The 487-nt window shown below is 70.2% G+C and carries 1 protein-coding gene; it reads left to right on the plus strand.

Annotated elements, in window-relative coordinates; all coding sequences use genetic code 11:
* Positions 1-420 (plus strand): transposase (locus AC08OO_RS05775; RefSeq protein ID WP_476618305.1); only part of this gene is annotated, 420 nt, incomplete at its 5' end.
* Between the last annotated feature and the right edge of the window lie 67 nt (positions 421-487).

Below are 487 nucleotides of genomic sequence, written 5' to 3' on the forward strand. Positions count from 1 at the left end.
GGCCGGTCTGTGACCTGGCGTCACGGCACCCACCGGACCCCGGCCAACCCGACCGCGGGGATGCGGTCCCGCTTCCTCGCGCTCCGGGTCCGCCCCGCGGGCCGGAACATCACCCGTAACCCCGACCGGAGCCTGCCCGTCTGCTGGCTGCTCGCCGAATGGCCAGTCGGCCAGCCCGAACCCACCGATTACTGGCTGTCCACCCTGCCCACCGGCATCCCCCTGCGCGATCTTGTTCGTCTCGCGAAGATCCGCTGGCGGATCGAACACGACTACCGCGAGTTGAAAGACGGCCTCGGCCTCGACCACTTCGAGGGCCGAACCTTCGCTGGCTGGCACCGTCACGTCACCCTCGTCAGGGTCGCCCAAGCCCTCTGCACCCAGCTGAGACGAACCCCAAAAGTCCCTGCGCCGGCCTGACCCTCTACGGAGTCCTCCGCACCCTCCAGGCCCTGCTCGCCGTCTGGACCGGCGCCTGCCCCACCTG

It is taken from the genome of Frankia sp. CeCAU1, from assembly GCF_977971845.1.